This is a genomic window from Sideroxyarcus emersonii (genome assembly GCF_021654335.1).
Taxonomy (GTDB): Bacteria; Pseudomonadota; Gammaproteobacteria; order Burkholderiales; family Gallionellaceae; genus Sideroxyarcus; species Sideroxyarcus emersonii.
Genome location: NZ_AP023423.1, coordinates 1,996,907 through 2,023,817, shown reverse-complemented (window position 1 = coordinate 2,023,817; position 26,911 = coordinate 1,996,907). Strand labels below are relative to the sequence as shown.

The 26,911-nt window shown below is 63.1% G+C and carries 21 protein-coding genes; 14 read left to right on the top strand and 7 right to left on the bottom strand.

From position 1 onward, the window contains the following. Positions 1 to 3: 3 nt before the first annotated feature. Positions 4 to 3,423: a transcription-repair coupling factor gene (gene mfd / locus L6418_RS09710; protein ID WP_237246721.1), complete on the bottom strand. Its 3,420-nt coding sequence runs from the start codon at positions 3,421 to 3,423 to the stop codon at positions 4 to 6. Between the two features lie 137 nt (positions 3,424 to 3,560). On the opposite strand from mfd, the gene L6418_RS09705 reads away from it, so the two are divergent. The 8 genes from L6418_RS09705 (at position 3,561) to L6418_RS09670 (ending at position 13,515) form a co-directional block, all read left to right on the top strand. Beyond that, positions 3,561 to 6,062 carry an HD domain-containing phosphohydrolase gene (locus tag L6418_RS09705; protein WP_237246720.1) on the top strand — a complete coding sequence of 834 codons (2,502 nt, stop codon included), beginning with the start codon at positions 3,561 to 3,563 and terminating at the stop codon, positions 6,060 to 6,062. 46 nt (positions 6,063 to 6,108) lie between these two features. Continuing rightward, positions 6,109 to 6,792, top strand: a complete 684-nt coding sequence (ispD, locus tag L6418_RS09700; protein ID WP_237246719.1) for a 2-C-methyl-D-erythritol 4-phosphate cytidylyltransferase — start codon at positions 6,109 to 6,111, stop codon at positions 6,790 to 6,792. A gap of 87 nt (positions 6,793 to 6,879) precedes the next feature. Then, the gene (ispF, locus tag L6418_RS09695; RefSeq protein ID WP_237246718.1) at positions 6,880 to 7,353 is read left to right on the top strand and encodes a 2-C-methyl-D-erythritol 2,4-cyclodiphosphate synthase; all 474 of its coding nucleotides are present in this window, start codon (positions 6,880 to 6,882) and stop codon (positions 7,351 to 7,353) included. Next, positions 7,350 to 8,063 (top strand): tRNA (adenosine(37)-N6)-threonylcarbamoyltransferase complex dimerization subunit type 1 TsaB, encoded by a 714-nt coding sequence (gene tsaB, locus L6418_RS09690; RefSeq protein WP_237246717.1) that lies wholly within the window; start codon positions 7,350 to 7,352, stop codon positions 8,061 to 8,063. The genes ispF and tsaB overlap by 4 nt, the downstream gene beginning before the upstream one ends. Then, on the top strand, positions 8,064 to 8,501 hold the full coding sequence (gene rimI, locus L6418_RS09685) for a ribosomal protein S18-alanine N-acetyltransferase (protein ID WP_237246716.1): 438 nt from the start codon (positions 8,064 to 8,066) through the stop codon (positions 8,499 to 8,501). It begins immediately after the preceding gene. Further along, a complete protein-coding gene (locus L6418_RS09680; RefSeq protein ID WP_269807805.1) occupies positions 8,498 to 9,232 on the top strand; it encodes a uracil-DNA glycosylase family protein in 735 nt (244 codons plus the stop codon). Before rimI ends, L6418_RS09680 begins: the two co-directional genes overlap by 4 nt. Next, positions 9,229 to 12,477: a PAS domain S-box protein gene (locus tag L6418_RS09675; RefSeq protein WP_237246715.1), complete on the top strand. Its 3,249-nt coding sequence runs from the start codon at positions 9,229 to 9,231 to the stop codon at positions 12,475 to 12,477. Before L6418_RS09680 ends, L6418_RS09675 begins: the two co-directional genes overlap by 4 nt. 72 nt (positions 12,478 to 12,549) lie before the next feature. Further along, positions 12,550 to 13,515, top strand: a complete 966-nt coding sequence (locus L6418_RS09670; RefSeq protein ID WP_237246714.1) for a diguanylate cyclase — start codon at positions 12,550 to 12,552, stop codon at positions 13,513 to 13,515. Between the two features lie 83 nt (positions 13,516 to 13,598). Here the strand turns inward: L6418_RS09670 and queD are convergent, their stop codons facing one another. From queD to L6418_RS09645, 5 genes are read right to left on the bottom strand one after another with little or no spacing between them, the layout of a single operon-like run. Next, positions 13,599 to 14,039 (bottom strand): 6-carboxytetrahydropterin synthase QueD, encoded by a 441-nt coding sequence (gene queD, locus L6418_RS09665; RefSeq protein WP_237246713.1) that lies wholly within the window; start codon positions 14,037 to 14,039, stop codon positions 13,599 to 13,601. Between the two features lie 30 nt (positions 14,040 to 14,069). Then, positions 14,070 to 16,004, bottom strand: a complete 1,935-nt coding sequence (locus L6418_RS09660; protein WP_237246712.1) for a DUF3488 and transglutaminase-like domain-containing protein — start codon at positions 16,002 to 16,004, stop codon at positions 14,070 to 14,072. After that, positions 16,001 to 16,963 (bottom strand): DUF58 domain-containing protein, encoded by a 963-nt coding sequence (locus L6418_RS09655; RefSeq protein ID WP_237246711.1) that lies wholly within the window; start codon positions 16,961 to 16,963, stop codon positions 16,001 to 16,003. Before L6418_RS09655 ends, L6418_RS09660 begins: the two co-directional genes overlap by 4 nt. 12 nt (positions 16,964 to 16,975) lie before the next feature. Continuing rightward, positions 16,976 to 17,893, bottom strand: coding sequence for a MoxR family ATPase (locus L6418_RS09650; RefSeq protein WP_237246710.1), 918 nt, complete (start codon positions 17,891 to 17,893; stop codon positions 16,976 to 16,978). 7 nt (positions 17,894 to 17,900) lie between these two features. Next, positions 17,901 to 18,269, bottom strand: coding sequence for an Mth938-like domain-containing protein (locus L6418_RS09645; protein ID WP_237246709.1), 369 nt, complete (start codon positions 18,267 to 18,269; stop codon positions 17,901 to 17,903). A gap of 122 nt (positions 18,270 to 18,391) precedes the next feature. Between L6418_RS09645 and L6418_RS09640 the strand changes: the two genes are divergently transcribed. The 6 genes from L6418_RS09640 (at position 18,392) to L6418_RS09615 (ending at position 25,662) form a co-directional block, all read left to right on the top strand. After that, a complete protein-coding gene (locus tag L6418_RS09640) occupies positions 18,392 to 19,642 on the top strand; it encodes a pyridoxal phosphate-dependent aminotransferase (protein ID WP_237246708.1) in 1,251 nt (416 codons plus the stop codon). Positions 19,643 to 19,664: 22 nt separating this feature from the next. Further along, the gene (locus tag L6418_RS09635) at positions 19,665 to 20,978 is read left to right on the top strand and encodes a homoserine dehydrogenase (RefSeq protein WP_237248726.1); all 1,314 of its coding nucleotides are present in this window, start codon (positions 19,665 to 19,667) and stop codon (positions 20,976 to 20,978) included. A gap of 137 nt (positions 20,979 to 21,115) precedes the next feature. Next, on the top strand, positions 21,116 to 22,549 hold the full coding sequence (thrC, locus tag L6418_RS09630) for a threonine synthase (protein ID WP_237246707.1): 1,434 nt from the start codon (positions 21,116 to 21,118) through the stop codon (positions 22,547 to 22,549). 182 nt (positions 22,550 to 22,731) lie between these two features. Continuing rightward, positions 22,732 to 23,403 carry a response regulator transcription factor gene (locus L6418_RS09625; protein WP_237246706.1) on the top strand — a complete coding sequence of 224 codons (672 nt, stop codon included), beginning with the start codon at positions 22,732 to 22,734 and terminating at the stop codon, positions 23,401 to 23,403. Positions 23,404 to 23,415: 12 nt separating this feature from the next. Continuing rightward, a complete protein-coding gene (locus tag L6418_RS09620) occupies positions 23,416 to 24,321 on the top strand; it encodes an AEC family transporter (protein WP_237246705.1) in 906 nt (301 codons plus the stop codon). A gap of 66 nt (positions 24,322 to 24,387) precedes the next feature. Beyond that, the gene (locus L6418_RS09615) at positions 24,388 to 25,662 is read left to right on the top strand and encodes a glycerate kinase (protein ID WP_237246704.1); all 1,275 of its coding nucleotides are present in this window, start codon (positions 24,388 to 24,390) and stop codon (positions 25,660 to 25,662) included. 38 nt (positions 25,663 to 25,700) lie between these two features. Here the strand turns inward: L6418_RS09615 and L6418_RS09610 are convergent, their stop codons facing one another. Then, on the bottom strand, positions 25,701 to 26,882 hold the full coding sequence (locus tag L6418_RS09610) for an alanine--glyoxylate aminotransferase family protein (protein ID WP_237246703.1): 1,182 nt from the start codon (positions 26,880 to 26,882) through the stop codon (positions 25,701 to 25,703). Positions 26,883 to 26,911 lie beyond the last annotated feature (29 nt).

Here is a 26,911-nt window from a genome sequence, read left to right as displayed (position 1 = left end):
CGTTCACTTCAATTCGTTGAAAAAATTTCTGATGGCGAGTACCCGCTGCTGCAGGTCGCCGTATTTTAACTCGATGCGCAGCTTGTCCTGTCCCGCCATCTTGATGTGCCGCTTGCTCTGGATCATGGTGATGATCTTCATCGGATCGATCGGCGGGTTGGGCACGAACTGGATGACGATGGCCTCGGAGGAGGCATCCACCTTGCTGATGCCGAGCGGCTTCGCCAGGATGCGCAGGCGATGGCTGTCGAGCAGGGTCTGCGCGGGGGCGGGCAGCAGGCCGAAGCGGTCGATGAGTTCCTGCTGCATGTCGTCGAGGTCTTGCTGGGTGTCGCAGTTCGCCAGCCGTTTGTAGATGACCAGGCGCTGGTGGATGTCGCCGCAGTAGTCGTTCGGCAGCAGCGCCGGCGTGTGCAGGTTGATCTCGGTGGTGACGCCCAGCGGGTGCGCCATGTCCGGCTCGTGACCCGCCTTGAGCGACTTGATCGCGGCGTTGAGCATGTCGTTGTAGAGACTGAAACCGATTTCCTGCATCTCGCCGCTTTGCGATTCGCCCAGCACTTCGCCCGCGCCGCGGATCTCGAGGTCGTGCATGGCGAGGAAGAAACCGCTGCCCAGCTGCTCCATCGCCTGGATCGCTTCCAGCCGTTTTTTTGCCTGTGCGGTGAGGCCGTCCATGCTGTCTACCAGCAGGTAGGCATAAGCCTGATGGTGCGAACGGCCGACGCGTCCGCGCAGCTGGTGCAATTGAGCCAGGCCGAAGCGGTCGGCGCGGTTCATGATGATGGTGTTGGCGGTGGGCACGTCGATGCCGGTCTCGATGATGGTCGAGCACAGCAGCAGGTTGAAGCGCTGGTGGTGGAAGTCGCGCATCACCGCTTCCAGTTCGCGTTCGTTCATCTGGCCGTGCGCCATGCGGATGCGTGCTTCCGGCAGCAGCGTCTCCAGCTTCTCCAGCATGTTGGGCATGGTGTCGACTTCGTTGTGCAGGAAGTACACCTGGCCGCCGCGCTTGAGTTCGCGCAGCACCGCTTCGCGGATCACGCCCTGGCTGAAGTTGCTGACGAAGGTCTTGATCGACAGGCGGCGTTGCGGCGCGGTGGCGATCACCGAGAAGTCGCGCAGGCCTTCCAGCGACATCGCCAGCGTGCGCGGGATCGGCGTGGCGGTGAGCGTCAGCACGTCCACCTCGGCGCGCAGCGCCTTCAGGCGTTCCTTCTGCTGCACGCCGAAGCGATGCTCCTCGTCGAGGATCACCAGACCGAGGTTGTGGAATTTCACGTCCTTCTGGATCAGCTTGTGCGTGCCGATGATGATGTCGATCTTGCCTTCGGCCAGGCCTTGCAGGGCCTGCGTCGTTTCCTTGCTGGAGCGGAAGCGCGACAGTTCGGCGATCTTGATCGGCCAGTCGGCGAAGCGGTTGGAGAAATTCTGGAAATGCTGCTCGGCCAGCAGCGTGGTGGGTACCAGCACGGCGACCTGTTTCCCTTCGCTGGCCGCGACGAAGGCCGCACGCAGCGCGACCTCGGTCTTGCCGAAACCGACATCGCCGCAGATCAGCCGGTCCATCGGCTTGCCCGATTGCAGGTCGAGCAGCACCGCCTCGATGGCGGCAGCCTGGTCGGCGGTCTCCTCGAAGCCGAAGCCGGCGGCGAACGCTTCGTAGTCGTGATAGGTGAACTTGAACGCGTGGCCCTTGCGCGTGGCACGCTGGGCATAGAGGTTCAGCAGTTCGGCGGCAGTGTCGCGCACCTGCTGCATGGCGCGGCGCTTGGCCTTGTCCCAGGCACCGCTGCCCAGCTTGTGCAGCGGTGCGGCCTCGGGCGCCCCCCCGCTGTAGCGGCTGATCACATGCAGCTGCGATACCGGCACATACAGCTTGTCCTCGCCGGCATATTCCAGCAGCAGGAATTCGTTCTCGCCCTCGCCGAGGTCGAGGTTCACCAGGCCCTGGTAGCGCGCGATGCCGTGCTGCTCGTGCACCACCGGGTCGCCCGGTTTGAGCTCGGACAGGTCGCGCAGCATGCCCTCGACGTTGCTTTTCTTCGTGGCGCGGGCGGCACGATTTCTGGGTTGCGCGGCATACAGCTCGGTTTCGGTAACGATGGCGATGTTGTCATCGGGCAGCGCGAAACCGAATTGCACCGGACCGACACCGAGCATGAATTTGTCCTGTCCGGCGAGGAACGAGGCGTAGTCCTCGCACACCGACGGGATGAGGCCGTATTCCCTCAGGTAGCCGGACATGATCTCGCGGCGGCCGAGGCTGTCGGCGAGCAGCAGCACGCGGCCTTGGTAGCCGCGCAGGAAGTCTTCGAACTTCTGCGTGGGGACTTCGGCACGGCGGTCCACGGCGATGGGGGGGATGGCGGCGGTGGGGCAGGCTGTCAGTGTCGCACCAGCCTCATTGGTGACGATGTCCAGCCGTGCAAACTCCTTCACCCGGATGAAGAACTGCTCCGCATCGAGGAACAATTCCTTGGTCTCCAGCAACGGGCGCTGCGGATCGCCGCGCAGCAGGTTGTAGCGCGAGGCGGCATCCTTGCCGAAGGTGGCGATGGCTTCGTCCACGTCGTGGTGCAGGCACAGCGTGGCGTTCTTCGGCAGGTAATCGAACAGCGTGGCGGTCTTGTGGAAAAACAGCGGCAGGTAATATTCGATGCCCGCGGGGGCGATGCCCTTGCTGACATCCTTGTAGATGCGCGACTTGGACGGGTCGCCCTCGAAACGGTCGCGGAAATTCTGGCGGAAGGTGGCCTGGCCTTTTTCGTCCATCGGGAATTCGCGCGCGGGCAGCAGGCGGATTTCCGGCACCGGATACAGGGTGCGCTGGGTGTCGACGTCGAAGGTGGCGATGGTTTCGATCTCGTCGCCGAACAGGTCGATGCGGTAAGGCAGCACGCTGCCCATGGCGAACAGGTCGATGATGCCGCCGCGCACGCAGTACTCGCCGGGGGTGAGCACCTGCTGCACGTGGTTGTAGCCGGCGAAGGTGAGCTGCTCGCGCAATTGCGCCAGGTTCAGCTTCTCGCCGCGCTTGAGGAAGAAGGTGTAGGCGGCCAGGTGTTCGACCGGCGGCAGCGGATACAGCGCGGTGGTGATCGGTACGATGACGACATCGCTGGCATTGCTGCGGATATGGTGCAATGTGGCGAGCCGTTCGGAGACCAGATCCTGGTGCGGCGAGAAGTGGTCGTATGGCAGCGTTTCCCAGTCCGGCAGCAGATGCACGCGCAGCCCGGGACCGAAGAACGGGATTTCTTCCACCAGCCGCTGCGCTTCCAATGCGTTGGCGGCGATGATGACGAGCGGCGTTTTGCCCGGCGGCGCCAGCTGCGCAGCGTATTGCGCCAAAGCCAAGGCATCGGACGAACCTTGCAGGTTCGAATAGCGCGGGCGGGAATGGGTGGAGTCGAACAGCATGGGAACGGCCTGAAACAAAGGCGCGCATTATACCCTCGACAATGCGATGCGATGCGATGCGACGACGATGCGCTTGTCATGGGCGGGACGCGTGTATCATCCTCCGGCAGGGATGATGACAAACAGCCCACCTAACGATGCGAAACGCCGAACAACTCAGGAACGTCTTACTGCGCCGCAATACCCATTTCCTTGTGGCGGTATGGAGCGTGATCGTCTTCGTTTCGCTGGGCTGGACACTGTATTTCCAGAATCGTGGAATTGAAGCAGAGCTGCATGCCGAAGCACAAGCCATCCATACCATGGATCTGGAATACCGCAACTGGGTCATACACAACGGCGGGGTGTACGTTCCGGTCGGGGGTAATGTCATCCCCAGTCCCTGGCTGAGCCATGTGCCGGAGCGAGACATCACCACGCCGTCCGGCAAGCATCTCACTTTGCTGAATTCTTCTTATGTCGTAAGGCTGGTGCATGAGGGCATGGCCGCCAGCAGCGAATTGCGCGGGCATATCGCCAGCCTGCGGCCGATCAATCCGGCCAATGCGGCGGATGCGTGGGAGCGCCAGGCGCTGGAAAGCTTCGCCCAAGGCGGCAAGGAACTGGCATCGGTCGAACTGATGGCGGACGGCAAGACTTATTACCGCTTCATGAAGCCGATGGTCACGGAACGGGATTGCCTGAAGTGCCATGCCAAATATGGCGACAAGCTGGGGGGTATACACGGCGGGGTGAGCATCTCGATACCGGTCGATGAAGAGCTGCGCGACGAGCAAAACGAACGCAATGCGCTGATCGGCGGGCATGGCCTGATCTGGGGGCTGGGCCTGTTTGGCTTGTTCCTGCGCGGCAAACAGCAGCGGCGAGCGATGCGGCAGGTCGAGCAAAGCGAAGCGCAGGTCACCCTGCTGGCGAATTCCATCGCGCATTCCATATACGGGCAGGATGTTGATGGCAACTGTACCTTTGCCAACGCGGCCTGTGTGCAAGCTCTCGGTTACGCGGATGCTTCCGAACTGCTGGGCAAGAATATGCATGCACTGGTACACCATACCCGCCCGGATGGCTCCCTTTATCCTTATGCGGAGTGCCCGACTTTCTTGTCCATCCGGGATGGAAGGTCGTTCTATGTCGAAGACGAGTTCCTGTGGCGCAAGGATGGCAGCCGCTTCCCGGCTGCCTACTGGTCCTATCCGGTGATGGTCGAGGGGCATGCGCAGGGCGCAGTGGTGACCTTTCTCGACATCACCGAACAATTGCGCGTCAAGAATGAATTGAAGCAATCGCAGGCCTTGCTGGCGGCTATCGTCGAGAACATCCCGGCCATGATCTTCCTCAAGAGCGCCAGGGATCTGCGTTTTGAGCTGTTCAACCGCGCCGGTGAAGAATTGCTGGGATATTCCCGAGCCGACCTGTTGGGCAAGAACGATCACAATTTCTTCCCCGAAGAGCAGGCTGATTTCTTTGCCCAGAAAGATATTGCGGTATTGGAAAGCCGTCGCTTGCTGGAGATACCGGAGGAACCGATCAAGACGGCCGACGGCAGCGAGAAATGGCTGCATACGTTCAAGATCGGCCTGTATGACGAAAAAGGCGAGCCGACTCACCTGCTTGGCATTTCCGTGGACATCACTGCGCACAAGCATGCTCAAGATGATCTGCGCGAGAGCGAAGCCAGGCTGGCGGAAGCACAGCGCATGGCCCATCTGGGGCATTGGCAGCTCGACCAGAAAACCAGCGCATTGAAATGGTCGGACGAGATCTATCGCATCTTCGAGATCGACCCGAAGCAGTTCGGCGCCACTTACGATGCATTCCTCGCAGCGATTCATCCGGATGACCGAGATACGGTGAACAGGGCCTATACCGACTCGCTGAAGAACCGCTCTCCATATCAGATCGAGCACCGGCTGCTGATGAAGGACGGTCGTATCAAGTATGTGCTGGAAAAGTGCGAATCGAGCTTCGATGACGAGGGCAAGCCGCTGCGCTCACTGGGAACGGTGCAGGACGTGACTGTGACCAAGTTCGCCGAGATCGCCTTGCGCGAACAGCACCATTTGCTGGAACAGGCACTGGAAGGCACGATCCACACGGTTTCGATGGCAGTCGAACTGCGCGACCCATATACGGCAGGTCACCAGCGGCGGGTGGCTGAACTGGCAGTCGCCATTGCGCAGGTGATGGGGCTGGATGAGGAGCGTATCAAGGGTATCCGCATGGGGGCGACGATCCACGATATCGGCAAGATCGCCGTTCCGGCAGAAATACTCAGCAAGCCGAGCCGGCTGATGTCGACCGAATTGCAGCTTGTGCGAGGGCACGCCGAGATGGGGTTCGATATCCTCAAGGACGTCCATTTCCCGTGGCCGGTAACCGATATCGTTCACCAGCATCATGAACGCATGGATGGTTCCGGTTACCCGCAGGGGCTCAAGGGCGAGGAGATTTGCCTGGAGGCAAGGATCGTTGCGGTCGCCGATGTGGTCGAGTCGATGGCGTCCCATCGGCCATACCGCGCTGCTTTGGGCATACCGGCTGCAGTGGAGGAGATCGTTGCCAAGCGCGGGGTAAGCTACGATGCGCAGGTGGTCGACGCCTGCCGGCAGGTGCTGGATAACGGGTTCAAGTTCACCTGATCGATCAATCCGCGTTCGGAATGCGGGAGTTTGGTAAACTCTGCCCATGTCCGAATTCTATGCTTTAGTTCCCGCCGCCGGCTTCGGCGCACGCATGGGTAACGAGTTGCCCAAGCAATATCTCGATCTGGCCGGTCGGCCCATGATCTGGCACGCGCTTTCCACCTTGTGCGCCAATCCCAATATCCGGACCGTGTTCGTGGTGCTGGCGCCGGACGACGGATATTTTGCGCGCTATGACTGGTCGCATTGTGCCGGCAAGCTGGCGCCGCTGTACTGCGGCGGCAAGACGCGCGCCGAGAGCGTGGAGAACGGCCTGCTGGCTTCCGAGCTGGATGCGGACGACTGGGTGCTGGTGCACGACGCGGCAAGGCCCTGCCTGAGCGCACACCTGCTGGCCCGGATGATTGCCGAGCTGCGCGACGATCCGGTCGGCGGCATCCTTGCGGTGCCGGTAGCCGATACTTTGAAGCGCGCCGACGCGCAGCAGCGCATCGCCCACACCGAGCCGCGCGAAGGACTGTGGCAGGCGCAGACCCCGCAGATGTTCCGCGCCGGATTGCTGGCGCAGGCATTGGCCCGCAGCAACAACGTCACCGACGACGCATCGGCCATCGAGGCGCTGGGGCTGCAGCCGAAACTGGTGGCGAGCGATACCAGCAATTTCAAGGTGACCTATCCGCAGGACATCGTGCTGGCGGAATTGTTGTTGAGGCAGGAAAACAACTAGCTGCCGGGGAGGCAGGGAGCGCGGAGAAAGCCGGTCATACCTCTCCGTGATCCCCGTCTTGATCATGGATATCGATTGAGAGGTTATATGCGTATCGGACAAGGTTTCGACGTCCACCAGCTGGTGCAAGGCCGCAAGCTGATCATCGGGGGGGTGGATATCCCCTTCAGCAAGGGCCTGCTCGGCCATTCCGATGCCGACGTGCTGCTGCATGCGATCTGCGACGCGCTGCTCGGCGCCGCGGCGCTGGGAGATATCGGCAAGCATTTCGCCGACACCGATGCAAAATACAAAGATATCGACAGCCGCATCCTGCTGCGCGACGTGGCGAAGAAGATCGAGGCGCTCGGCTATCGCATCGCCAACGTTGATGCCACCATCGTCGCGCAGGCGCCGAAGATGGCGCCGCACATTCCGCTGATGGTCACCAACATCGCCGCCGACCTGGGGATCGCCCATAACGCCGTGAACGTGAAGGCGACCACCACCGAGCAGCTCGGCTACACCGGCCGCGGCGAAGGCATCGCGGCACAGGCGGTGACATTGCTGTTGAGCAGATGAACATCCTGGCGATTGAAACCTCCACCGAATACTGTTCGGTCGCGTTGTGGCAGGACGGGATGGTGCGCGAGCGCTGCGAGCAGGTCGGGCAGAAGCACTCCGAAATCCTGATGGCAATGCTGGATGCGTTGTTGCAGGACGCCGGCGTCGGGATCAGGCAGGTCGACGGCATTGCCTTCGGCAAGGGGCCGGGCTCCTTCACCGGCGTGCGCATTGCCTGCGGCGTGGCTCAAGGTCTGGCGCTCGGTGCCGATGTCAAGGTCGTCGGCGTGAATACGCTGGAAGCGCTGGCGCAGGCGAGCGGCCATGGCAAGGTTGTCGCGGCGCTGGATGCCCGCATGGGCGAGCTGTATCTTGCGGCATACGAGCAGCGGGACGGGGCATGGGCGACGGTGATTGCGCCTTGCCTGTGCAACGCAGGGACGGCACCGGACATCGCCGGGGAGGGCTGGTTTGGCGCGGGCAGCGGATTTGCGGTGAACGAGGCGGCGCTCCCGCTCCATTACGGCAAGCAATTGTCTGCAGTGGATGCGCAGGCGGTGCCGATGGCCGGTGCCATCGCGCAGCTGGCCGCTGTCGAATTTGCCCGGGGCAGGGGACTGGATGCGGCGCTGGCGTTGCCGCTCTACCTGCGCGACAAGGTCGCGCTGAAGACCAGCGAGCGCGAGGAAGCGCGTGCCGGGGCTGCAGTAGCGGGTACGGACGGCTGAATGATATTGCGCGACATGACCGAGGCCGATCTGGATGCCGTACTGCGCATCGAGCGCGCGGTGCATGCGCACCCCTGGACACGGGGCAATTTCAGCGATGCCTTGCGCAGCAGATACCAGTGCAAAGTATTCGAGTCGGACGGGTTCATGCTCGGTTACGCCATACTGATGCTGGCCGTGGACGAATCCGAACTGCTCGACATTGCGATCGATGCCGGGCAGCAACGCCGTGGCTGGGGGCGAAAACTGCTGGATGAGCTGATGGTGCTGGCGCGCCATCATGGCAAGCACAGGATGGTGCTGGAGGTGCGCGCATCCAATGCGGCGGCGATCGCGCTGTACCGCAAGGCCGGCTTTGCCGATATCGGGTTGCGCCGGGATTATTATCCGGCGGAGAATGGACGCGAAGACGCGATCCTGATGGGACGGGAACTGTGAATATTCGAGACGAAGCCGTTCTGCGCGAGCTGAATCTTTACCCGCTGTGGGTGCGGCGGACTGTTGTTGCGTCCACCGAGGCCGCGCCCGTAACGCCTGTTCCGGTGGTCGAAGCGACACCCGTCGCTGTTGCGCCGGGCCCGGTTACGGTGCGGCAGGCGCCTGTTGCTTCTCCTTCTGCGCTGGACTGGCCCGAACTCAAACGCCAGGTGCATGACTGCGCTGCCTGCAAACTGCGTGGCGGTTGCACGCAGACGGTGTTCGGCGTGGGCGATGAAAAAGCCGAGTGGCTGTTCGTCGGCGAAGGGCCCGGGGCGGACGAGGATGCGCAGGGCGAACCTTTCGTGGGCCAGGCCGGCAAACTGCTCGACAACATGCTGGCGGCGATCCAGTTGAAACGCGGCAGCAACGTGTATATCGCCAATATCGTCAAATGCCGTCCACCCGGCAACCGCACGCCGGAGGCGGACGAGATCGCCGCCTGTCTGCCTTATCTGCAACGGCAGATCGAACTGATCAAGCCCAGGCTCATCGTGGCACTGGGCAAGACCGCGGCGACGTCGCTGCTGGGGCGAGATGCCACACTCGGCTCGTTGCGCGGCACGCTGCACGACTATCGTGGCACGCCGCTGATCGTGACCTATCACCCTGCCTACCTGTTGCGCAGCCCGGCCGAGAAAGCCAAAGCCTGGCAGGATCTGTGTTTTGCCCGACAGAGGATGCTGACGTGAAACTCAGGGACATCGGCCTGACTACGCGCATCACTTTATGGGCATTGCTCTTCGTGGTGGCTGGTGGACTGTTGTGGATGGACAAGGACAGCGAGCGGGAGCAGGAATCCTACCTCGACCAGCGCAGCGCCGACTTCGGGTTGAACCTGCATCTCGAGCAAGTGCGGCTGACCCAGGCTATCGAATCGCTGCGCCAGGATGTGTTGTTCCTTGCCTCCTTGCCTTCGGTTTCGGGGATCGTGCGCGCCAGCGCGAACGACGGGATCGATCCGCGCGACAAATCGACCTATGCGGAATGGGAGACGCGCCTGCAGGACATCCTTGCCGCCTTTCTGCGCGCCCATCCGGAGTATTACCAGGCGAGCTATATCGCTGCGGCAGGCGAAGGCCGCGAACTGGTCCGTGTCGACAGCCGCAACGGCCGCGTCGAGGTGGTGCCGCATGATGCCCTGCAGGCGAAAGGCGACCAGGATTATTTCAAGGCAGGCCTGACACTGACGGCCGGGCGCGTCCATCTTTCCGAATTCGTGCTCGATCGCGAGCATGGCAAGCCAGAAGAGGCTCCCCGTCCCGCGTTGCATGCCGTCACCACCGTGTTCGATGCGAACGGCCGGGTATTCGGGATGGTCGTGCTGAGCAAGGATGCGCGTTCTCTGCTGGTTTCGGCATCGCAAGGGTTGCCGGCCGACATGCGCAGTTATATCGCCGATCAATATGGGCGCTATCTGCTGCATCCGGAGGAGGGACGGGCCTTTACCTCCAGGCCGGACGGCAAGGAGAATATTGCCGACGATTTCCCGATGCTCAAGACGATGTTCGCCCCGCAAGCCAGGCAGGACGGCGCTTCGCCCCTGGTGGTGGGCGATGGCAAGGGCGGCTACCTGGCGGCCGAGCGGGTGTACTTCGATGCCAGCGACCCTTCGCGTTTCCTGTTGCTGGCCTGCCATCTTCCGGCAAGCGCGGCGGCTCGCGGGTTCGAGGACGTCTCCATGCCGAACGCCGGTTACACGCTGCTGCTGATGCTGCTGGTGAGCGGGGTGTTCATGCTGATCCTGCGCCGTACCTTTGCGCCGCTCAGGCGCATCATCGCCGCCGCCCGGGAGATATCCTCCGGCAACCGGCAGGTTCGCCTGCCGCGCAAGGGCGGGGGGGAGATCGGCGAGCTGGCCGAGGCGCTGAATGTCATGCTGGACAAGCTGTCGGATAGCGACCTGGTCGAGAAGGAGAATGCGTTCCGCAAGGCGATGATCGAGGCGCTGCCCGGAGTCTTCTACATGATCGATGCTGAAGGGCGCTTCCGCATGTGGAACCACAACCTGGAGCAGGTTGTGCAGCGCAGCGCGGCGGAAATGGCGACCTGTCATCCGCTGGAGTTCTTTGAGGGAGACGACAAGGCCGGCATCGAACGGGCGATCCGGCAGGTGTTCGAGACGGGGGATGCCTCGGTGGAGGCCGAGATGGTGTCCAGGGACGGCACCAGGACGCCTTACCACTTCACCGGACGGCGGATCATGCACGAAGGCGCGCCGGTGCTGGTCGGCCTCGGCCTGGATATCAGCGAACAGCGTGAAAGCGTGCGCCTGACGCACGAACTGCTGCGCCGCAACCAGGCGCTGATGCTGAGTTCGATGGAAGGCTTTCATGTCTTGGACATCGACGGCAATGTGCTCGAAGCGAACGATGCCTTCTGCGACATGCTGGGATACACGCGCGAGGAGGTCTTGCGGCTCAATGTGGCAGACTGGAACGACCAGTACACTGCGGAAGAACTGCGTGCCCGGATCAGGTCGTTCATCGGCAAGAGCGTGATGTTCGAGACGGTGCACCGCGGCAAGGACGGCAGGCTGCACGATGTCGAGATCTGCGCCAATGGTGCGCTGATCGACGACAGGGCCTATCTGTTCGCCTCCTGCCGCGACATCACCGAGCGCAAGAAGGCCGAAGCCGCGCTGCAGCGATACAAGCTGGTGCTCGATACCGCCATGGACGGCTTCTGGCTGGCCAATGCCCATGGTTTCCTGGAGGAGGCCAACGAGGCGTACGCGAAAATGTCCGGCTACACGGTGCAGGAACTGGTGGGCATGCATATCAGCCAGCTGGATGCGAACGAGAGCGAAGCGGATACCCGCGCGCATATCGAGAACCTCATGGTGCGCGGATACGACCGCTTCGAGACCCGGCATCGTTGCAAGGATGGGCGCATCGTCGATATCGCGGTGTCGGCGACCTTCCTGCAGGAAATGGAAAAAATCTTTGTGTTCTGCCACAACATCACGTTGCGCAAACAGGCGGAACAGGCATTGCGTGTCGCTGCGGCGACCTTCGAGACGCACGAGGCCATCCTCATCACCGATGCCCAGGCCAACATCGTCCGCGTCAACCGCGCGTTCACCGAGGTCACCGGATATACGGCGGAAGAGGTCATGGGCAAGAATCCCCGCCTCATGAGCTCGGGGCGGCAGGACAAGGATTTCTATGCCGCCATGTGGAAACAGGTCCTGGAGACGGGCTCCTGGGCGGGCGAGATCTGGGACCGGCGCAAGAATGGCGAGATCTTCCCGAAATGGATGAACCTCACTGCGGTGAAGAACGAACGCGGCGAAACGATCCAGTACGTGTCCATCTTCAGCGACATTACCGAGCGCAAGCGGGCCGAGGAGGAGATACGCAGCCTGGCGTTCTACGATGCGCTGACCCGGTTGCCCAACCGCCGCCTGTTCCTGGATCGTTTCCACGCGGCGCTGGCAGCCTCGGCGCGCTATGGCGATTACGGCGCGCTGCTGTTCATCGACCTGGACCGTTTCAAGCAATTGAACGATACGTTCGGGCACGATTGCGGCGACCTGCTGCTGGTCGAAGTCGCGGCGCGCATCAGGTTGTGCGTGCGCGAGGTCGATACCGTGGCGCGTTATGGCGGCGACGAGTTCGTGGTGTTGCTGGAGAGCATCAGCAGCAAGCGCGACGAGGCTTCGCTCAAGGCGGGCGTGGTGGCCGAGAAGATGCGCGAGGCGTTGTCACATCCTTACCGGCTCAAGCAGCACGAGTATTCCAGTTCGCCCAGCATCGGTATCAGCCTGTACCACGGCAACGACGAGTCGATGGATGCCTTGCTCAAATATGCGGATGCCGCGATGTACCAGGCCAAGGATGCGGGGCGCAACAACCTGCATTTCTACGACCCGGTGCTGCAGCAGGGCTGGGAAGCGGCAGCGAAGCATCCGGGGAAACTTCCCGAGGGGCGCTGACGTGGACAGGCATGCATACCTGCCGGAGGCCGGTTCCGCTCTATAATGCGGCAAAATCTCGAGCGGCCGGATATGAAAAAAAGAACAGACGCACTCAAAGTGCTGGTAGTGGAAGACAGCAAGGTCACCCTGAAGGTGCTGTGCAATTTTCTCGAACGGATGGATATAAAGCCGCTGACCGCGGAAACCGGCGCCGGCGCCATCGACACCTATCGCAAGGAACGTCCCGACATCATCCTGCTGGATGCGCAATTGCCCGACATCGACGGTTTCGAGATCGCCAGGCAGATTCGCGCGCAGGAGCAGAAAGACGACTGGACCGCAATCATCTTCCTGACCAGCATGAGCAAGGATGCCGATCTGGCGCGGGGCATCGAAGTCGGCGGCGATGATTACCTGATGAAGCCGGTCAGCGAGGTGGTGCTGCATGCCAAGGTGCGCGCCATGCGCCGGCTGATCGAGATGCAGCGCTCGCTGGTGGACGTTTCGCACCAGCTGAATGCGGCCAACAAGGAATTGCAGCGCCTTTCCACCACCGATGGACTGACCGGCATTGCCAACCGCCGCATGTTCGACGAGCTGTCGATCCGCGAGTGGCGCCGTTGCGAACGCATGAAGAAGCCGATTGCGCTGGTGATGCTGGATATCGACAGCTTCAAGCTGTTCAACGACCATTATGGTCACCAGATGGGAGATGAATGCCTGCGCGCCGTGGCCGGCCAGGTGGCGCGCGCCGCACCGCGGGCGGCCGACCTGGCGGCGCGCTACGGCGGCGAGGAGTTCGCGCTGGTGCTGGGCGAAACGGACGCCGATGGCGCACGCTGGGTGGCGGAGAACGTGCGCCAGCATGTGGCCGATCTCGGCATCTCGCACGTCACGCCGGCGCGACGCGTCACCATCAGCTGCGGCGTCGTTTCCGTCCTGCCGCAAAGCGGCTACTCGTTCGAGACCCTGCTGCGCTCGGCCGATCGCGCGCTGTATCAGGCCAAGAAAAACGGTCGCGACACGGTGGCGGTGGGGGAATACGGCAAAGTCTGACGGGGCAGCCCCGATCCCGGCGCGGAAGTGATGCCCTGCGTTACCTCATGTGCGGGAGCGTGGAATGCGGCGCGGGCCCCGGATCAGCGCGAATGATCGGCCCAGTTGTTGGGCGTTTCGTACAGGCGCACGCGCTCGAGCCGCAGGTGGTTGCCGTAGGTGTCGTGGTAGGCGTCCCGCAGCAGGTCGAAGGCGACCCTGGCCAGGTTCTCGGCGGTCGGGATCACTTCCAGTACCACGGTCTTGTGGCCGGGCAGCGAATTCAGGAAATCCAGCACAGCCTTGTCGCCCCGATACACCAGGAACGCATGGTCCCATGCGTCGACCACGTGTTCCTTGGCAATATGCTTCACATCCGAAAAATCCATCACCATGCCCTGTTCCGATACGCCTTCGGTGGTGATGACATCGCCGGACAGCGTGATCTCGATGGTATAGCGGTGTCCGTGCAGGTGCTTGCACTGGCTGTTGTGGTTGGGAATGCGGTGTCCGGCATCGAATTCCAGGCGGCGGGTGATTTGCATGATGGTGTTTCAGTAAACGGTCGGGCGCGATTATAGCTTGAATGCCGCGACCGCATGCCTGAAGCCTTGCAGCGAGGCGGGGTCGTTGCGCCCCTCATAGCGCAGCGCAAGATAGCGCGCCGTGATGTCGGCGATGGCGCCGGCCTGCTGCGGGAATCGCGCGCTGGCCCGTGCGGCGAAATCCTGTGCCCCTTCGTGCGCCGCGCGCACCATGCCGCGTTTGGCGAGCCTGGTGCAGAAGCGCCGGTAGACGCGCTGCACCGCGTCGATGTCGCGCTGGTAGAGATGGCGCAGCATGAACAGTGCCAGCACGCCGACGATCAGCGCGACTCCCGCCAGCAGGTTCATCGCCAGCCTTTGCCAGGTGACGTCTTCCATGCCCAGCCGGGTCAGGAAGGCGAACTGGCGTTCCGTGTTGTATCCCAGCACCCACTGGTTCCACTGGTTGGTGAGCGCATCGAGGTTGAAGCGCAGCCTGAGCAGGAAGGGCGATTGCGTGCGGGCAAGGAACGGCAATGCGGCGTTGTCCGGCAGGGCGGCGCTCAGGCCGTTCTGTATCCGCGCCGGGGCGATGGCCGCGGTCGGGTCGATGCGCACCCAGCCGCTGTCCGGCAGCCACACCTCCGCCCAGGCGTGTGCATCCCACTGGCGCAGGATGTAGTAGCCGCCGAGATCGTTGTATTCGCCGCCCTGATAGCCGGTCACCACTCGCGCCGGGATGCCGGCCGCGCGCATCAGGAACACGAAACTGCCGGCATAGTGTTCGCAGAAGCCTTTCCTGGTGGTGAACAGGAATTCGTCGATGCTATTGGTGCCGAGCAGCGGCGGTTCCAGCGTGTATTCGAAGCCGTTGCGGTTGAAATAGGCAAGTGCGGTGCGAACCACCGCCATGTCGCCGCCGCCAGCGGCACGCCATTCGGCAGCCAGGCGCATTGCCTGCGGATCGTATCCCGGTGGCAGTGCCAGTGCGCGCCGCAGCTGCTGCGGCGGTTCGCCGCGATTGGCGCGGTAGCTCAGCAGCGAGCGTACGTTGTAACGCAGCCGTGCGTTTACCGGTGTCCGGTTGAGCAGCTGGAAGTCCGGCGCGAGATCGGCCGGGATCGAGATCTGCGTCGGCATCTCCAGTGCGAACAGCCACGGCTTGTTGTGAGGTTCCAGCGTGACTGTGTAGTCGATGGGCGTTGCCGCGTCATCCAGTTGCGGGCGCTGCAGGGTTGCGTTGCGACCGCGCGTCCAGGTGGTGCCGTCGAAGTCCCACAGTACCGGTCCGCGCCAGTACATCTGGTCTCGCGGCGGTGCTTTGCCGTTGAAGGCGACGCGGAATGCCACCGCGTCGGACATTGACAGTTTGCTCATGCTGCCCGGTGCCATCCTGTCGGTCAGGCCGCTGCTGGCATACGCATCCTGCGGCATCCCCCACAGCGGGCCTTGCACGCGGGGGAACAGGATGAACAGCAACAGCATCAGCGGGATGGCCTGCAGCAGCAGCATGCCGGCGATGCGCATGCGCGGCAGCAGGTGCAGCGTGCCGGTCTGCAGGTGCAGCCAGGTCGTGACGATCGCCAGCAGCGACAGCAGCATGAACAGGGCGGTGGGAATGCTCTGGGAATAGAAGAAATTGGTGATGATGATGAAGCAGGACAGGTAGATCAGTATCGTGGCGTCGCGCACCGCGCGCAGTTCCAGCAGCTTGAGCGTGGCGAGCAGGATCAGCAGCGTGACGCCGACCTCGCGTCCGAACAGCGTGCGGAAGTTGATGGCGATGCCGACGACGCATGCGACGGTGACGGCGAGCAGCAGCCAGCGCGCAGGCAGCGGGTTGCCGGAATAGGTCAGATAGGCGCGCCAGGCGAGCAGCATCATGCACACCGCGCTCACCCACAGCGGCAAGTGGTCGGCATGCGGTGCGCTCACCAGCAGGATGCAGGCAAGCAGGCCGTAGACGAGCGGGGCGGTGAGTTTCATGCCGCTGCCTCGCCGAGGCCGAACAGCGCGAGTGCCCGCAGGCATTCGGTACGATGCGAGGGGCCGTGTCCCGGCGGCAATTCGATGCCGGGCAGGCTCAGGCCGTAGCGCAATCCCTGCCCCTCGGCATCCAGCACCCAGCGCGTGAGCAATTCCAGTTTGCGCTCATCCGCGATGGCGGGCAGTTGCGACCAGTCCAGCCACAGCTCGCGGCCCTGCTGAGCATTGAATTGCTTGACCTGCAGACCCTGTTCGCGAGCCAGCGCCTTCCAGGCGATGCGCTGCAAGGCGTCGCCGGCGACATAGCCGCGCAGCCCGGCGAAATCCTCGTCCCCGGCGACGGCCTGTTTGCCGCTGCCGTCATCGGCCGAAGCGGCAGGCAGGGGTAGCCGCGCGGCCGGTCGCGGATAGACCAGGCCGCGCACATCGAAGTGCAGGTACGACCATGCATGGAACAGCCCGAGCGGGAAGTGCGTGTACAGCGTCAGCCGCCCGGGGTTGAGCCAGCCGCGTTGCGGCGCGGGGATGCCCAGCTCCGCCTCGGTGTGACCGAAGGCGGCCACGCCGAACGACGTGCTGTGGCCGTGCGCGTCGTGCAGGATGATGCAGTGACGCTGCAGTTTGCTGGCGTTGTGGACGTGGAAGACGAAGCGGGCAGAATCGCCCGCGAATACCGGCTCGACATGGCCGGCGCGTACCTGCAGCTGTGCCATGTTGCGGAAGGCGTGCAGCATCGACATGCCGCCCATGGTGGCGAGCAGGAAGGTGAGCACATATCCCAGGCTCAGGTTGTAGTTGATATCGCCCAGCAGCATCAGCACCAGCACGAAACCGAAGGCGAACCCCTGGCGGGTCGGCAGGATGTAGATGCTGCGCTGGTTGAGCGTGACCGTGCCGCTGTCGTAGCGCTGGCGGCGCAATGCCCAGGTGTCGAAACGTTGTTGGAGTGCGGCGAGCACGGTCGAGCCGGGTTACGGGATGGCGACGGCTTCGATCAGTTCGCGCGCCAGTTTGTCGCCGTCGGAGACCTGCATGTCCTGCACGCTTTGCAGGCGGTGGCTGGCGACGCCGGGCAGCACGGCCTGCACATCTTCCGGGATCACGGCATTGCGGCCGTCGATCAGGGACCATGCGCGCGCGGCGGCGAGCAGCGCCAGCCCGGCGCGGGGCGACAGCCCGTGTATGAAGCGCGCCGACTCGCGCGTGTGGCGCAGGATGGCCTGCACGTAATCGAGCAGCGCGGGCGCAACGACCACCTGCCTGACCTGTTGCTGCAAGGCGAGCAGTTCCGCCGCGCTCATCTGCGGCGCGAGGCCGGAGACGATCTCGCGCCGTTCCACCCCGGCGAGCAGGCCGCGCTCCGCCTGGGCGTCCGGGTAACCCAGCTGGATGCGCATCAGGAAGCGGTCGAGCTGCGATTCCGGCAGCGGGAAAGTGCCGATCTGGTAGGTGGGATTCTGCGTGGCGATGACGAAGAACGGCGTCGGCAGCGGGCGGGTACTGCCCTCGGTGGTGACCTGCTGTTCTTCCATGGCTTCCAGCAGCGCGCTCTGCGTCTTCGGCATGGCGCGGTTCACTTCGTCCGCCAGGATCATCTGCGCGAAGATCGGGCCGGCGTGGAACTCGAATTTCTCGTGCTCGCGGTGATACACCGATACGCCCAGGATATCGGCGGGCAGCATGTCGCTGGTGAACTGGATACGCTGGAACTGCAGGCCGAGCGACCGCGCCAGCGCATGCGCCAGCGTGGTCTTGCCGACGCCGGGCAAGTCCTCGATCAGCAGGTGGCCGCGCGCCAGCAGGCAGGCGAGGGCAAGCCTGATCTGGTGGGGCTTGCCGAGAATGACTCGTTCGGTCTGGGCGATGACGTTCTTCAGGGCAGTGCTCATGATGTCCTTATAGCAGGATCGCGGCGACCACCTTGCGGTCTTCGGCGATGAGGATGTTGTAGGTGCGGCAGGCGGCAGGGGTGTCCATGAATTCGATGGCAACGCCTGCGGCGACCAGGTTGCGGTAGAGCTGGGGCGGGGCGAAGTGCTGCCTGGCGCCGGTGCCCAGCAGCAGCACTTCCGGTTTCAGGGCGATGAAATAATCGAAATGCGCCTGGTCGAGCGAGGCGAAATCGCTGGCGGGCCAGTCGGTATGCACGGCGGCGGCCGTCACCACCACGGATTGCCGGTAGGGATGGCCGTTGATGGCGACATACCCCGCCCCGTGTGCGGTGAACAATCTCTGGTTGTTGCCTGTTTGCAGATGTAATGCCACAGCGGTGTCTCCATTTGCGGCGGATAGTGGCGGCGCGGTAGAATCGCGGCCTTTGCAACGCCTTGTCCGGATGCCGCTGATTCTACCATCGGTGCCGGCCTGGCAAATCAGGAAGCGCCCACGTGAAAGCCGAAAAAGAGATCTCCAAGCCTGTGCTGAAATCAGCCAAACTGGCCAATGTCTGCTACGACATCCGCGGGCCCGTCATGGCGCGCTCCAAGCAGATGGAGGAAGAGGGCCAGCGCATCATCAAGCTGAACATCGGCAACCTGGCGCCGTTCGGCTTCGATGCGCCGGAGGAAGTGCAGCAGGATGTGATCCTGAACCTGCCCAACTCGTCCGGCTATTCCGATTCCAAGGGCCTGTTCGCCGCGCGCAAGGCGATCATGCACTACACCCAGCTGAAGAAGATCGCGGGCGTCACCATCGACGACATCTACATCGGCAACGGCGCTTCCGAACTCATCGTGATGTCGATGCAGGGACTGCTCAACCCGGGCGACGAAGTGCTGGTGCCCGCGCCCGACTATCCCTTGTGGACGGCGGCGGTGACGCTGGCCGGCGGCACGCCGCGCCATTACATCTGCGACGAGGCCAACGAGTGGAATCCCGACTTGCAGGACATGCGCAGCAAGATCACGCCGAACACCAGGGCCATTGTCGTGATCAATCCCAACAACCCGACCGGCGCGGTGTACTCCGACGAGACGCTCAAGGCGATCATCCAGCTGGCGCGCGAGCATAGCCTGATCATCTTCGCCGACGAGATCTACGACAAGGTGCTGTACGACGGCGTGACGCACACCTCCATCGCTTCGCTGGCCGACGACGTATTGTTCGTCACGCTGAACGGCCTGTCCAAGAACTATCGCGCCTGCGGCTACCGCTCCGGCTGGATGGTCGTCTCCGGTGCGAAAAAATCGGCGCAGGACTACCTGGATGGATTGAATATCCTCGCTTCGATGCGTTTGTGTTCCAACGTGCCGGGGCAATACGCCATCCAGACCGCGCTCGGCGGCTACCAGAGCATCAACGACCTGGTCGCACCCGGCGGGCGCCTGTACAAGCAGCGCGAACTGGCCTACCAGTTGCTCACCGCCATTCCCGGCGTGACCTGCGTCAAGCCGAAGGCGGCGCTGTACATGTTCCCCAGGCTCGATCCCAAAATGTATCCGATCGAGGACGACCAGAAATTCATCCTCGAACTGCTGGAGACCGAGAAGGTGCTGGTGGTGCAGGGCACCGGCTTCAACTGGCCGCAGACCGATCATTTCCGCGTGGTGTTCCTGCCGAACTCCGACGACCTGACCGAGGCCATAGCACGCATCGCGCGCTTCCTGGAAAACTATCGCAAAAAGCACGGTACCAACTAACTTAGGTAAACGAAACATGAGCATTAAGCCAATCAATGTAGGTCTGTTGGGTATCGGCACGGTCGGCGGCGGCACCTTCACCGTATTGCAACGCAACGCCGAAGAGATCACCCGCCGTGCCGGCCGTCCCATCCGCATCACCGTGGTGGCGGACAAGAATCTGGAGCTGGCGAAGAAGGTCACCGGCGGCGCCTGCCGCGTGACGGACGATGCGTTCTCGGTGGTGGCTGACCCGGAAGTGGATATCGTCGTCGAACTGATCGGCGGCTACGGCGTGGCCAAGGAACTGGTGCTGAAGGCGATCGCCAACGGCAAGCATGTGGTCACCGCCAACAAGGCGCTGCTGGCCGCGCACGGCAACGAGATATTCAAGGCGGCGCAGGACAAGGGCGTGATGGTGGCGTTCGAGGCGGCGGTGGCGGGCGGCATCCCCATCATCAAGGCGCTGCGCGAAGGACTCACCGCGAACCGCATCGAGTGGATCGCCGGCATCATCAACGGCACCACCAACTTCATCCTGTCCGAGATGCGCGACAAGGGCTTGAGCTTCGACACCGTGCTGAAGGAAGCGCAGCGTTTGGGCTATGCCGAGGCCGACCCGACCTTCGACATCGAGGGCGTGGACGCGGCGCACAAGATCACCATCCTGTCCGCGCTCGCCTTCGGCATCCCGATGCAGTTCGACAAGGCCTACATCGAAGGCATCTCCAAACTGGATGCGGCCGATATCAGATATGCCGAACAGCTCGGCTATCGCATCAAGCTGCTGGGCATCACCAAGCGTACGCCGGAAGGCATCGAGCTGCGCGTGCATCCCACGCTGATCCCGGCCAAGCGCCTGATCGCCAACGTGGAAGGCGCAATGAACGCAGTTGTGGTGCAAGGCGATGCCGTCGGCGCAACCCTTTATTACGGCAAGGGCGCAGGTGCGGAGCCGACCGCCAGCGCAGTGATCGCCGACCTGGTGGACGTGACGCGCATGGCAACCTCCGATCCGCAGAACCGTGTGCCCCATCTGGCGTTCCAGCCGAACGCGATGGCCGACCTGAAGGTGCTGCCGATGGACGATGTGATCACCAGCTACTACCTGCGCCTGCGCGTGCAGGACAAACCCGGCGTGCTGGCCGACATCACGCGCATCCTGGCTGACGAGCAGATCTCCATCGACGCCGTGATCCAGAAGGAACCCGGCGAAGGCGAAGACCAGACCGACCTCATCATGCTCACGCACCAGACCCGCGAGAAGCGCATCAATGCGGCGATCGCCAAGATCGAGAAGCTGGGTGTGGTGGCAGGGAAGGTGACGAAGCTGCGGCTGGAAGAACTGGGAAAATAAAGGTCATTCCGGCGCAGTCCGGAATCCAGCGAAATTATGATCCGGCGAAGCCGACCGCCAGGTTTTGTCCCGCTGTGCGGGGCTGTTTGACGAACTGGATTCCGGCCTGCGCCGGAATGACAGAAAGCGAGTAACGAATGAAATATATTTCCACCCGCGGCAATGCACCCGCCAAGACCTTCACCGAGATCCTGCTGGGTGGTCTTGCGCCGGACGGCGGGCTGTACCTGCCGGAGCAATACCCGCAAGTGACGCGCGCCGAGCTGGACGCGTGGCGCAAGCTGTCGTATGCCGATCTCGCTTTCGCGGTGCTGTCCAAATTCGCCACCGATATCCCGGCAACCGACCTGAAAGCCATCGTCGGCAAGACCTATACCGCACAGGTCTACAGCAACGGCCGTGCCGACAGCGATGCCGCGCAGATCACTCCGCTGCGCACCCTCAGCGAAGGCGTGCACATCCTCGAACTCTCCAACGGCCCGACGCTGGCATTCAAGGACATGGCGATGCAGCTGCTCGGCAACCTGTTCGAGTACGCATTGGCGAAGAAAAATGAAGAACTGAACATCCTCGGCGCGACTTCCGGCGACACCGGTTCCGCCGCCGAATACGCGATGCGCGGCAAGAAGGGCATCCGCGTGTTCATGCTGTCCCCGAACGGCAAGATGTCGGCCTTCCAGCGTGCGCAGATGTATTCGCTGCAGGACCCGAACATCCACAACATCGCCATCAACGGCATGTTCGACGACGCTCAGGACATGGTGAAGGCGGTGTCCAACGACCATGCGTTCAAGGCCAGATACAAGATCGGCACGGTCAACTCGATCAACTGGGCGCGCGTGTCGGCGCAGGTGGTCTACTACTTCAAGGGCTACTTCGCCGCTACGAAATCCAACGACGAGCAGGTCGCGTTCTCCGTGCCGTCCGGCAACTTTGGCAACATCTGCGCCGGCCACATCGCGCGCATGATGGGCCTGCCCATCGGCCAGCTCATCCTGGCGACCAACGAGAACGACGTGCTGGACGAATTCTTCCGCACCGGCGTCTATCGCCCGCGCGGCACCGACCACACCTACGAGACCAGCAGCCCGTCGATGGATATCAGCAAGGCATCCAACTTCGAGCGCTTCGTGTTCGACCTGGTCGGGCGCGATGGTGCCAAGGTGCGCGAGTTCTGGAGTGCGGTGGACAAGGGCGGCGCGTTCGACATCAAGGGCAGTTCGTACTGGAACGACCTGTCCAGGTTCAACTTCGCTTCCGGCAAGAGCTCGCATCAGGATCGCCTGAAGACGATCCGCGAAGTCTGGCAGGAATATGGCGTGATGATCGACCCGCATACTGCCGACGGGCTCAAGGTAGGATTGGAACAGCGCCGCCCCAGTCTGCCGCTGATCTGCCTGGAAACCGCGCTGCCGGCGAAATTTGCCGCGACCATCCAGGAAGCGTTGAGCCGCCAGCCTGAACGTCCCGCAGCGATGGAAGGGATCGAAGACCTGCCTCAACGCTGTGAGGTGATGGATGCGGATGTGGGCAAACTGAAGTCGTTCATCGCTGCAAATGTTCCGCAATAATCCCGTCCGCGTTGCCGGATCCGGCCGGGTAGCGGCTTCACCGATTTTGTCCGGCTCGCTCAGGGGGGCGTGACAGGCGGTACGCGGATTGTTCTCCGGTGCGATAGAACAGGCTTTCCGCGAGGCTGCGGCGGCACGCGTGGCGGTTGCGTCGCCTTTGGTGCATCAGGAACGAGGAGCATATGCAGTACCCATTCAATTCGGAACGGAAAGCCAGGGTGATAGTGGTGGACGATCACGCCATCATCCGGCAGGGCATGTCCATGCTGATCAATCGCGAACCGGACCTGCACGTCTGCTGCGAGGCCGCGAGCGTCGAGCAGGCGGTTGATGCGAATCGTGCCTGCGCCCATGACATCGCGATTGTGGACATGTCCTTGTCCAATGCGTCGGGGCTGGAGCTGGTGCGGCGTTTCCAGTTCCTGTTCCCGCAATTGCCCATCCTGATCCTGTCGATGCACGACGAGGCGATTTATGCCGAGCCGGCATTGAAGGCCGGCGCCTCCGGTTACCTGATGAAGCAGATGGCGACCGATGTCTTGCTGCACGCGATCCGCAAGATCCTGCAAGGCGAGCTTTACCTGAGCGACCAGATGCATTCCCGCATGCTGAAAAAGATGATGGGCAGCGAGAAGAGCGAATCGCCGGTCGGCAACCTGTCGCCGGCGGAGCTGGAAGTCCTGCACCTGATCGGCCTGGGGATGGGAACCAGCGAGATCGCCGAAAGGCTGGTGCGCAGCGTCAAGACCATCGAATCGCACAAGGCCAATATCAAGAAGAAGCTCAACCTGGACAGCGGCAACCAGCTGACATTGTTCGCCATCAATCTGGTCGCATCGCGCGTCGGATCGTAGACTCCCGGCCGCATGAACAATCTTGTCCTGCTGATTCTCTGCTTCATCGCCGGCATGTCGCTGCATCGCTTCAAGCGCATGCCGGTGAATGCCCCGGCCGTACTCAACTCCGTCATCCTGCATGTCTCGCTGCCTGCATTGACGCTGCTGTCGGTGCACGGGCTGAGGATCAGCGGCGATGTCGGCCTGATGGCGGCGATGGGATGGCTGAACTTCGCCATGTCCGCCGGCTTCTTCTGGCTGGTGGGGCGCTGGCTGGACCTGCCCCGTTCCACCGTCGGAGCGCTGATTCTGACCGGCGGGCTGGGTAACACCGCCTATGTCGGCTTGCCGATGATCGAGGCGTACTACGGGCACCAGGCTCTCGCCAGCGGCATCATCGTCGACCAGCTCGGTTCCTTCCTGGCGCTATCCACCCTGGGCATCACCTTCGCCGGTCTCTATTCGTCGGGTCGCCCCGGCATCGGCGAGATGGCAAAACGCGTGTTCCGGTTCCCGCCGTTCATCGCATTGCTGCTCGCGCTGGTACTCATCCCCTTCGATTACCCGGAATGGCTGACAGTCGTGCTCAAGCGCCTGAGCGATACAATGGCGCCGCTGGCACTGCTGGCGGTCGGTTTTCAGCTGCGGCTCGGGCATCTCGCCGGCAACGGGCGCAACCTGGCCATAGGCCTGGCGTTCAAGCTGGTGCTGGCGCCGCTGGTGTTGTTCCTGTTGTATGTGCCGCTGCTCGGCGCGCACGGCCAGGCGATTCAGATCACGCTGTTCCAGGCGGCCATGCCGCCGATGATCACCGCTGCGATCCTGGCCACCGAGCATGATCTCGATCCGCCCCTGGCGACGCTGATGACGACGGTGGGGTTGATGCTGTCGTTCGTTACGCTGACCGGCTGGTGGTGGCTGATGCAGGGCGTATGAGACGGATGCGCTGCAACCATGCATCCCGGTACCGGCTCTTGGTTGCAATGCCCTGGGGGAGCGAGAATGAATAAGGGACAGATGAATCCGCGCGAACTGTTGCAGCACATGTTTTCCGCAGCCGTCGCCGCGGCCCAGCCCGATGTGTGCATTCCCCGGTATCTGCCGCAGCCGCCGCAAGGCCGCTTGGTCGTCATCGGTGCCGGCAAGGCGTCGGCGGCGATGGCGCGCGCGGTGGAAAACTGCTGGCCGTCCCGACTCGAAGGGCTCGTTGTCACCCGTTACGGCTACGCGGTGCCGTGCCAACACATCGAGATCGTGGAGGCCGCGCACCCGGTGCCGGACCAGGCGGGAGAGGCGGCCAGCAGGCGCATGCTCGAACTCGTTGCGGGCCTCACCGCCGACGACCTGGTGCTTTGCCTGATTTCCGGCGGCGGTTCGTCGCTGCTGCCGTTGCCGGCCGCCGGGCTGTCGCTGGAGGACAAGCAGGCGATCAATCGCAATCTGCTCAAGAGCGGCGCTACCATCGCGGAGATGAATTGCGTGCGCCGCCATCTGTCGGCGATCAAGGGCGGCCGTTTGGCCGCCGCCTGCCATCCGGCGCGTGTGGTGAACCTGATCATCTCGGATGTGCCCGGGGACAACCCGGCCGACATCGCCTCGGGCCCGACCCTCGCCGATGCCAGCACCTGCAGCGAGGCGCTCGCCATCCTGCGCCGCTATGCCATCGATGTCCCGCAGCGGGTGATCGACCTGCTGGCAAGCGGCGCAGGCGAGTCGATCAAGCCCGGCGATGAGCGGTTGCCTGCGATAGAGACGCACCTGATTGCCACGCCGCAGATGGCGCTGGAGGCGGCTGCCACTGTGGCCCGCAATCACGGCATCGCATGCCATATCTTGGGCGATTCGATCGAGGGTGAGGCGCGCGATGTGGGCAAGGTCATGGCCGGGATCGCGTTGCAGGTGAGCCGGCGCGGGCAGCCGTTCCGGCCGCCGTGCGTGCTGCTGTCCGGCGGCGAGACCACGGTGACTGTGCGCGGCGACGGTCGCGGCGGGAGAAACGTCGAGTTCCTGTTGTCTCTCGGCATCGCTCTGCAAGGCGAGCCGGGTATCCATGCGATCGCGGGCGATACCGATGGCGTCGACGGCAGCGAGGAGATCGCCGGCGCTTATCTTGCGCCCGATACGCTCGCCCGCGCCTGGGCGCAAGGCATCCGGCCGGCCGACAGCCTGGCGCGCAACGATGGGCACGGCTTCTTTCGGGCGCTGGGCGATTCCCTCGTCACCGGACCCACGCTGACCAATGTGAACGACTTCCGCGCCATACTCGTCACCGGGTAAATATCGGCGGGCGTTAACGTGCGCGCGCCTGCCGGATGTCAGGCAGCCAGGTGCAGGTTCGCCGCATCCACTGCGACGCCGCGCGTGATCGGTGCCTGCATGCGGCCAAGCACATCGTCCAGCGCGCCCAGGCACAGACGCACGTTGCGCGGGTTGCTGGCGTGTCCCATCAGGCCGATGCGCCACACCTTTCCGGCCATTGCGCCGAGGCCGGCACCGATCTCCAGCTGGTAATCGGACAGCAGCAGCGCACGCACGGCGGCTTCGTCCACGCCTTGCGGCACGGAGATCGCGTTCAGCTGCGGCAGGCGTTCGTTTTCCGGCACGACGAAATCCAGCCCCATCGCTTCCAGCCCGGCGCGCAGCGCCAGGTGGTTACGCTGATGGCGCGCCCAGGCGTTTTCCAGCTCTTCCTCCTGCAGCATCACCAGCGCCTCATGCAGGCCATACAGCGCGTTGATCGGTGCGGTGTGATGGTAGGCGCGCTTGGTCGCACCGCCCCAGTAACCCATCACCAGGTTGAGGTCCATGAACCAGCTCTGCACCTTGCTCTTGCGGTTCCTGATCTTCTCCTGCGCCCTCGGGCTGAAACTGACGGGCGAGAGGCCGGGCGTGCAGGACAGGCATTTCTGCGTGCCGGAATAGATCGCGTCGATGTCCCATGCATCGACCATGACCGGCGAGCCGCCCAGCGAGGTGATCGCGTCGACGATGGTCAGGCAGCCGTGGCGGTGCGCCACTTCGACCAGCGCCTGCGCATCGGACAGCGCGCCGGTGGAGGTCTCCGCGTGCACGAACGCCACGACCTTGGCATCCGGATTGGCTTTCAGCGCATCTTCCAGCTTTTGCGGATCGACCGCGCGACCCCAGTCGTCCTGCACCATCACGGCGATGCCGCCGCAGCGCTCGACGTTCTCCTGCATGCGTCCGCCGAACACGCCGTTCTGGCACACCACGACCTTGTCGCCCGGCTCCACCAGGTTGACGAAGCAGGTCTCCATGCCGGCGGAACCGGGTGCGGAGACCGGCATGGTCAGTTCGTTTTGGGTCTGGAACGCGTATTTCAGCAGGGATTTCATTTCGTCCATCAGCTCGACGAACTTCGGATCGAGATGGCCGATGGTGGGGCGCGCCATCGCAGCCAGCACACGGGGGCTGACATCCGAAGGGCCGGGTCCCATCAGGACGCGTTGAGGTGGATGAAATGATTTTATTTTCATGTGTCTCCCTTTCCAGTCTGCTCTGCGGT